At 57.5% G+C, this 8,343-nt stretch carries 6 protein-coding genes; 5 read left to right on the top strand and 1 reads right to left on the bottom strand.

Features of this window, described 5'->3' with window-relative positions; genetic code table 11:
- From R6T97_RS03835 to R6T97_RS03825, 3 genes are all read left to right on the top strand, one after another.
- A partial coding sequence (locus R6T97_RS03835) for an acetate--CoA ligase family protein (RefSeq protein WP_410347976.1) occupies positions 1 to 1,498 on the top strand: 1,498 nt, incomplete at its 5' end.
- Positions 1,491 to 2,276: a carnitinyl-CoA dehydratase gene (locus R6T97_RS03830; RefSeq protein WP_410347975.1), complete on the top strand. Its 786-nt coding sequence runs from the start codon at positions 1,491 to 1,493 to the stop codon at positions 2,274 to 2,276. The genes R6T97_RS03835 and R6T97_RS03830, both read left to right, overlap by 8 nt.
- Positions 2,277 to 2,432: 156 nt before the next feature.
- The gene (locus R6T97_RS03825; RefSeq protein ID WP_410347978.1) at positions 2,433 to 3,434 is read left to right on the top strand and encodes a Fe(3+) ABC transporter substrate-binding protein; all 1,002 of its coding nucleotides are present in this window, start codon (positions 2,433 to 2,435) and stop codon (positions 3,432 to 3,434) included.
- Between the two features lie 63 nt (positions 3,435 to 3,497).
- Here the strand turns inward: R6T97_RS03825 and R6T97_RS03820 are convergent, their stop codons facing one another.
- Positions 3,498 to 5,078: an ABC transporter permease gene (locus tag R6T97_RS03820; RefSeq protein WP_410347977.1), complete on the bottom strand. Its 1,581-nt coding sequence runs from the start codon at positions 5,076 to 5,078 to the stop codon at positions 3,498 to 3,500.
- 267 nt (positions 5,079 to 5,345) lie between these two features.
- Here R6T97_RS03820 and R6T97_RS03815 point away from each other — a divergent pair, with 267 nt between their 5' ends.
- On the top strand, positions 5,346 to 6,065 hold the full coding sequence (locus R6T97_RS03815) for a DsbA family protein (RefSeq protein ID WP_410347974.1): 720 nt from the start codon (positions 5,346 to 5,348) through the stop codon (positions 6,063 to 6,065).
- A gap of 68 nt (positions 6,066 to 6,133) precedes the next feature.
- The coding region (locus R6T97_RS03810; RefSeq protein ID WP_410347973.1) for a heavy metal translocating P-type ATPase at positions 6,134 to 8,343 on the top strand (2,210 nt) is incomplete at its 3' end.

Below are 8,343 nucleotides of genomic sequence, written 5' to 3'. Positions count from 1 at the left end.
TTATGTCGTCACGGTCGGAAACCAAGCGCAGACAGGTATGTCCGAGATCGGCAGGACGCTTTTGGCCAATCCCAAGGTAACAGCACTGGGCCTTTACCTTGAGGGCATAGATGATCTTGAAGCACTTGTCGCGCTGGCACAGACAGCACGTGAACTGGGCAAGCCCATTGTGGTGCTGAAGACGGGCCTGTCAGTGCAGGCACAGCAGGCGGCGATCTCGCATACTGCGTCGATTGCGGGCAGTGATGCGGGGGCAACAGCGTTGTTCAAGCGGTTGGGGATCGGGCGCGTGACGACGCTTTCAGCGTTTCTGGAGACACTGAAGTTGTTGCATGTCGTCGGTCCGTTGAAGGCACCGAACATCGCGTCAATGTCGTGCTCTGGCGGTGAAGCGAGTCTGATGGCCGATACGGCGCATGGGAGCCAGATCAGTTTTCCGCCGTTGACTAAAAACCAAAAGGCCGCTCTGCGCGACACGCTGGGACCCATCGTGACCCTGTCCAACCCGCTGGATTATCATACCTTCATATGGGGTAACGAAGACGCGATGGCCGCGACTTTTGCTGCAATGATGTCGCCTGCGGTCGCGCTGGGCGTTGTGATCCTCGACTTTCCAAGGTCCGACCGGTGCACATCGCCGGATTGGGATTTGGTTCTGAGCGCAGTAGACAGGGCCCAGCTAGAGACCGGAAAACCGATTGCCGTGCTCGGTTCGCTGGTGGAAAACATGCCAGAGCAGGTCGCGCTGCGGCTTGTCGCGCAAGGTATCCTGCCGCTTTGCGGTATGGCCGAAGCGGTTGAGGCGATCGAGGTTGCCGCGTGCGTTGGCAAGGTCGCAGACCCCGAAGTGTTTCTGCCGCCAGTCGTATCGCCTTCTACAATCCTGACAGAGGCAGAGGCAAAGACGGTTTTGCAGCAGTTTGGATTGCGTGTGCCGCAATCGCAAAGAGTGACTGACAAAGCCGATCTGGGCGCTGCGGCCAACACGGTCGGGTATCCTGTCGTGCTTAAGGGTGAAGGTGTCGCGCATAAGACCGAAGCGGGTGCGGTGGTTGTTGGTCTGACCAATAATGCAGCGTTACAGGCTGCGGCCCATGTTATGCCTGCGGATTGCTTTCTGGTTGAAGAAATGATCACCGATGCGACTGTCGAGCTTCTGATTGGCGTGGTTCTGGACCGTGCCCACGGTTATGTCCTGACCATCGCCGCTGGCGGAACATTGACCGAAATCATGCAGGATAGCGCCAGCATGATCCTGCCCGTGCAACGGGAGGACATTCTTGATGCGCTGGCGTGTCTGCGCATTGCTCCGGTGCTCGACGGCTATCGGGGTGGTACGCCTGTCAATAAAGACGCCATCATTGACGCGGTGCTTGCGGTGCAATCCTATGTCATTGCACACAAGCCTTTCGAGATCGAAATCAATCCGCTGATGTGTGGCCCTGCGCGGGTCATTGCAGCGGATGCCCTAATCACCACAGGAGAACGCTATGACTGACGGACCGATCAAAACCACCCGTAACGGCCATATTCTTGAGGTCACGCTGGACCGGCCCAAGGCCAATGCAATTGATCTGGCGACAAGCCGTATCATGGGAGATGTGTTCGCAGGTTTCCGAGATGATCCCGACCTGCGCGTTGCTATTGTGACAGGTGCAGGTGCAAAGTTCTTTTGCCCCGGTTGGGACCTCAAGGCTGCGGCTGAAGGCGATGCCGTTGATGGCGATTACGGGGTTGGTGGTTTTGGTGGCCTTCAGGAACTGCCGCGCATGAACAAACCGGTGATTATGGCGATCAACGGGATTTGCTGTGGCGGTGGGCTTGAACTGGCGCTGTCGGGTGACATTTTGCTGGCAGCGGAGCATGCGACATTTGCCTTGCCGGAAATCCGCTCTGGTACCGTGGCGGATGCGGCATCGGTGAAACTGCCAAAGCGTATTCCTTATCATATCGCCATGGAGATGCTCTTGACTGGGCGCTGGTTGAATGCAGAAGAGGCCTCGCGCTGGGGGCTGGTCAATCGGGTCGTTCCGGCGGATCAGTTGATGGAAGAGGCGCGCACGATGGCGGCTTTGATCGCATCGGGCCCACCGCTGGTCTATGCCGCCTTGAAAGAGGTTGTGCGCGAAGCAGAGGACATGAAATTTCAGGACGCCATGAACCGCATCACCAAAAGCCAGTTTGCCACGGTTGAGACACTCTATAATTCGGAAGACCAGCGAGAAGGTGCGCTGGCTTTTGCAGAAAAGCGTGATCCTGTCTGGAAGGGAAACTGACATTTTTATTAATTTAATCAACGGTCTAAAAATAATCCGACAAAAAGTATCAGGATATATTGCATAATCCGATCTTTTTTGTCAGGTTCTGCATATCGTCTTAACCTTTGCAAGGAATATGCTATGCGCAAACCACTTAGAAATTCACTTATCCTCATGACTGCCGTCTCCTCGCTTGCCACGGCCGCTTATGCCGAAAGCCATGCAGGTGAACTGAATCTTTATTCGTCGCGCCATTACGATACCGATGAACGTCTGTACTCCGACTTCACCGACTTGACGGGCATCACGATCAATCGCATCGAAGCGAACGCGGACGAACTGATTGCGCGGCTGGAGGCGGAGGGCATGAACTCGCCTGCTGACGTTCTCTTGACGGTCGATACTTCGCGGTTGGTCCGTGCCAAGAACGCCGGTGTGCTGCAATCGGTCGATAGTGATATGCTCGAGGCGCGTGTTCCTGAAAATCTGCAGGATGCGGATAATCAGTGGTATGGCTTCAGCCAGCGCGCAAGGATCATCTATTATGACAAAGCGGAGGTGGACAACCCGCCACTGACCTATCTCGATCTGGCCGACCCGACTTATGAAGGTCAGGTATGTATCCGGTCATCGACAAACACCTATAACCAGACCCTGCTGGCCTCGATCATTGAAAATCACGGTGAAGAAGCCGCCACCGCATGGGCACAAGGGGTCGTCAACAACTTTGCGCGCGATCCGCAGGGTGGTGACACAGATCAGTTGCGCGGCATTGTGTCGGGTGAATGTGATATCGCTGTGTCAAACACCTATTATTTTGCCCGCGCAATCCGCAGGGATGTAGACGGTTTGTCTGCCGAAGACCGCGAAAACATCGGTTGGATATTTCCAGCACAGAGTGCCGAAGGCACACATATGAACCTGTCGGGTGGTGGTGTTACGGCACATGCCCCTAACCGTGAAAACGCAATCCTGTTTCTGGAATATCTGACGTCTGATCAGGCGCAGCAATACTTCAGCGCTGGCAATGATGAATATCCCGCAGTCGCCGGTGTGGGCCTTGCCCCGTCCGTTGCAGCAATGGGTATGTTCCGCCCCGACGCCGTCAACCTGACGGATGTTGCCGAAAATCTGCCAACCGCGCAGCGGATCTTCAATCAGGTTGGCTGGGAATAAGTCAGACCGGAAAAAAGCGAATGTAAGGGGCGCCATCTTTATGGCGCCCCTTTTTCATGTCTGTCAGGCGCGTCCCGTCCCGATCCGCCGACACAGCAGGATGACAGGGATCAGCCCGATCGCGGCAATGACAAGGCTGGGTACAGCCGCGCCCTCCAACCGTTCATCCGACGCCAAGCGATAGGCTTGCACCGCCAGTGTGTCATAGTTGAAGGGCCGCATGATCAAGGTCGCAGGCAGTTCCTTCATCACGTCGACAAAGACGATCAGCCCCGCAGTCAGCAGGCTGGTGCGCAGCAACGGGATGTGAACGCGTCTGACCAGACCGGGCATGTCCTGCCCCAAGGTCCGCGCCGCGGCGTCCATGTTCGGTGCGACTGATGCGATGCCACCTTCATAAGCGCCGATCGCAGCAGCCAGAAAGCGGATCAGATAGGCCGAAATCAGCAGCCAGATGGACCCGGTGAACAAAAGCCCGGTCGAGATGTCAAAGGTCGCCCGCATCCATGCATCAAGCGCGTTGTCGAAGGCTGCAAAGGGCACCAGAAGGCCCACCGCGATCACACCCCCCGGAACAGCATAGCCTATTCGCGCGAGATAGAGCGATGTGCCGGTCAGACGGCTGGTGCTGACCCTGTGCAACGTGCCAAGGATCAGGGCGGCCAAAACCGTCAGGACGGCGGCGATACCGGCCAGCGTCAATGAGTTACGAATGAAACCAAGATATCGGGGGCTCATCAGGTCTTGCTCTGACCCCATTGCCATGACGCTGAGCGCAACAACTGGCAAAACAACGCCCAGCAGAACGGGTGTCAGGCAAAAGATCATCGCTCCTGTCTTTTGCCCTTTGCTCAGCCTGAGCCTTTGCAGCGGCGCATTCCGCCGTCCGCTCGTGTATTTCGCGTTGCCGCGGCTGTATCGTTCCAGCATCACCAACAAGAGCGCGAAGCTCAGAAGCCCCAGCGCCAGTTGCGCCGCTGCTGCACGGTCGGCCAGCGTGAACCAGCTTGTGTAGATGCCCACCGCAAAGGTTTGCACGCCAAAATAGGCCACCGTGCCGAAATCAGCGATCGTTTCCATTGCGACCAGCATGACGCCAGATGCAATGGCAGGCCGCGCCATGGGAAGCGAGACATGCATGAAAGCCGTGAATGGCGAACGCCCCAACACGCGTGCGGCCAGAAATGTGCTGGCGCCTTGGGCTGCAAAGGCCGCCCGCGCGAGCAGATAGACATACGGGTAAAGCACCAGCGTCAGCATCAACGCCGCACCGCCCAGCGATCTGATCTCCGGGAACCAGTAATCGCGCGGGCCCCAACCTGTCAGGTCACGCAACATTGTTTGCACGATGCCGGGGTGATCAAGCACATGGGTATAGCCGTAGGCCAAGACATAGGCCGGGAAGGCCAGCGGCAATGCCAGAGCGATCTCCATCCAGCGTCGTCCGGGGAATTCGGTCATCGTGACCAGCCATGCGGCACCGGCACCGATCACGGCGCTGCCGGCCATCACAAGTGTGACGAGGATCAGTGTCGTCACCGTATATCGGGTCAGAACTGTCTCTGCGAGGTGACCGAGAGTTTCCAGGGAACCGGAAACTGCCGCCGCCATCACACCCAGATATGGAACCACACAAATGACCATGACAAAGATCGCCACGCCTCTGAAGCCTATCGTTAGGAGGGACCTGTATGACTTCTTGTATGCAAGGTGTTTTTCCATAAGCTGCACCTAATCCAAAGCGCGGGCATGGGGCAAGCGGCGGGGGTTAATTACATCCCCTGACTTTACCCATTCGCCATATCCGCGTCCTTGGGTCGCGGATATTTTGCAGATGTGAGTGGTCATCAACCGCCCAAGGTGTTTCAATACGCGCGAACAAAAACTTCTGTATGACCGATTGGACAAGATATGCGCAAATTGCTGGCCGCAGCCCTGATTTCCCTGCTTCCCTTCGGGGCCACAGCGCAGACCTTGTCAGAGGATGAAATCAAGGAGCTCGCGCTCGAGGCAATCCTTGAGAACCCGCAGATCATCATGGAAGCCATCGCGATCCTTGAGGGGCAACGCAATGAGGCGCAGGCGGCAGCGCAGGCCGAGGTCTTGTTGCGGCAGCGCGATTTCCTCGAAAACGATCCCAATGCCCCATTTGTCGGCAATGCCGAAGGTAGCACGGTTGTTGTCGAATTCTTCGACTACAATTGCCCGTACTGCAAACGCGCCGCTGGCGATGTGAAGGCGCTCTTGGAGGCTGATGAGGACGTCCGCGTGGTGTACCGCGAGTGGCCAATTCTTGGCGAAGGGTCCGTTTTTGCAGCACGTGCTGCATTGGCCGCCCGTGCGCAGGACAAATACGAAGAAATGCATTGGGGTCTGATGGAAATGCGCGGACGGGCCGAAGAAGCCTCGGTTCTTGTATTGGCCCGGTCAGTGGGTCTGGATATGGATCGGCTGGTTGCCGATATGCAAGGTGAGGAGGTGAATGATCACATCGCCAATTCGCTGCAACTTGCCCAGAGCCTTGGATTTACGGGCACACCGGCCTTCGTCATTGGCGACGCGTTGGTGCCGGGCGCTGTGCCGTTGTCAGATTTGCAGGGCTATATCGCTGACGCGCGCGCCAAGGAATAATGTGATCAGCCCTTGACCTTCCAGTGAGTGGAAGGACTATGTGTTGCGTGTAAAAAGGTGGCACGCAAATGAAAAAGACGTCTCTTACACTTCAAATCACCAAACTTTCCTGCGGATCTTGCGTCGCGCGGGCTGAAAAGGCTTTGCGGGATGTCGAAGGCGTCTCGGATGTAGCCGTTAACCTTGCCTCCGAAACGGCAACGGTGACGTTCGCAAGCCCTGCAACACCTGCCGCGCTTATCGATGCGCTTGCAGCCGCGGGCTATCCCGCAGCTGTCGATCAGATAACTTTGGACATCGAGGGTATGAACTGCGGGTCCTGTGTTGGCCGCGTCGAAAAGTCGTTGCAGGCCATTCCGTCTGTTACCGAGGTCTCTGTCAATCTGGCGGCAGAGACGGCGATGGTGAAATATCTGGCGGGCACGACATCGCCACAGGATATAGCCAAAGTCGCGACCGATGCGGGTTACCCCGCGCGATTGCGCAAGGCCGAAGATGCCAAGTCGGATCGCAAGGATGCCCATGCCGTTGCGTTGCGCCGCCAACTGACAATCGCAGCGGTGCTGACTGCACCTGTCTTTGTATTGGAAATGGGCAGCCATTTCGTACCGGGCGTCCATGAACTGGTTCACCAGTATATCGGGATGCAGACCAGTTGGGTTTTCCAGTTCATCGTCGTGACCCTTGTATTGGCTTGGCCAGGGCGTTCTTTTTTCATGCAAGGCCTGCCTGCTTTATTCAAGGGCGCCCCCGATATGAACGCGCTTGTCGCGATCGGTACCGGCGCGGCGTGGGCTTTTTCAACGATAGCCACGTTCTTTCCCGCGTTGCTGCCCGCCGGAACGCGGGCCGTCTATTTCGAGGCCGCCGCCGTCATTGTTACCTTGATCCTTTTGGGGCGGTTTCTCGAGGCGCGGGCCAAAGGCAGGACCGGTGAGGCGATTCGCAGGCTGGTCGGTCTACAGCCACAGACCGCAAGCGTGATGCGTGACGGTAAGGCGGTAGAAGTGCCGATTGAAGATATCGTCGTCGGCGATATCCTGCGCGTTCGCCCCGGAGAAAAAATCGCCCTTGATGGTGTGCTGGTTGATGGCAGTTCGTACGTCGATGAAAGCATGATCACGGGCGAACCGCTGCCGGTGGAAAAAACGGGCGGGGATGTCGTCACCGGCGGCACTGTCAATGGCACTGGCGCATTCACATTCCGCGTCACACATGTCGGCGCAGATACCATGCTCGCGCAGATCATCCGCATGGTGGAAGACGCGCAGGGGGCAAAGCTGCCGATTCAGAATCTTGTCAACAAGATCACGCTTTGGTTCGTGCCCGTCGTGCTTGTCCTTGCGGTCCTGACCGTCGCGGCATGGCTGGTCTTCGGCCCTGATCCTGCGCTGAGCTTTGCTTTGGTGGCAGGAGTGTCGGTCCTGATCGTCGCCTGCCCCTGTGCGATGGGTTTGGCCACACCGACGTCGATCATGGTGGGCACCGGTCGCGCTGCGGACCTTGGGGTCTTGTTTCGCAAGGGTGATGCGCTGCAAGCTTTGCGCTCTGCCACAATCGTGGCATTCGACAAGACAGGCACGCTGACCAAGGGGCGGCCGGAAGTGACCACCGTGTCACTGGTGGACGGTTCAGACGAAGCAGAGGTGCTCGGGCTTTTGGCAAGTGTCGAGGCTTTGTCGGAACATCCGATTGCAGAAGCCATCGTGCGGATGGCGCAAGCGCGGGGCTATCCTTTGGTGGATGCGGAAGGCTTCAGCGCCGAAGCCGGTTTCGGCGTCAGCGGGACCGCCGCGGGGTGCCGTGTTCTTGTTGGCGCAGACCGGCTCATGCGACGCGAGGGTATCAAGATAGATGCGTTTGCGGCCAAGGCCGGGCAGATCGCTGCGGAAGGACAGACGCCTTTCTATGCGGCGATTGACGGCCAGCTTGCTGGACTGATCGGGATTTCCGACCCGATCAAGCCGGAAACACCTGCTGCGATCAAAACCCTGCATGAAATGGGTTTGCGGGTTGCATTGATCACAGGGGACAACGAAAAAACCGCCAATGCGATTGCAAGCCAGCTTGGCATCGACACTGTCGTGGCAGAGGTGCTGCCGGACGGCAAAGTCACAGCCCTGCACGACCTTACCGCAGCAGGCGAAAAGATCGCATTTGTCGGCGATGGGATCAACGACGCCCCTGCATTGGCTGCCGCTGATGTGGGAATCGCGATCGGCACCGGAACGGATGTGGCGATCGAAAGCGCTGATGTCGTGCTGATGTCCGGCGACAT

This window comes from Yoonia sp. (genome assembly GCF_046498525.1).
Taxonomy (GTDB): Bacteria; Pseudomonadota; Alphaproteobacteria; order Rhodobacterales; family Rhodobacteraceae; genus Yoonia.
Note: the sequence above shows the minus strand (reverse complement) of the source record. Positions and strands in the feature narration are given on the sequence as shown.

What these genes read in the sequence shown, in the direction of transcription:
- R6T97_RS03825 (WP_410347978.1), top strand. Translation starts at nt 2,433, where the DNA reads ATGACTGCCGTCTCCTCGCTTGCCACGGCCGCTTATGCCGAAAGCCAT.
- R6T97_RS03815 (WP_410347974.1), top strand. Translation starts at nt 5,346, where the DNA reads ATGCGCAAATTGCTGGCCGCAGCCCTGATTTCCCTGCTTCCCTTCGGG.
- R6T97_RS03820 (WP_410347977.1), bottom strand. Translation starts at nt 5,078, where the DNA reads ATGGTCATTTGTGTGGTTCCATATCTGGGTGTGATGGCGGCGGCAGTT.
- R6T97_RS03830 (WP_410347975.1), top strand. Translation starts at nt 1,491, where the DNA reads ATGACTGACGGACCGATCAAAACCACCCGTAACGGCCATATTCTTGAG.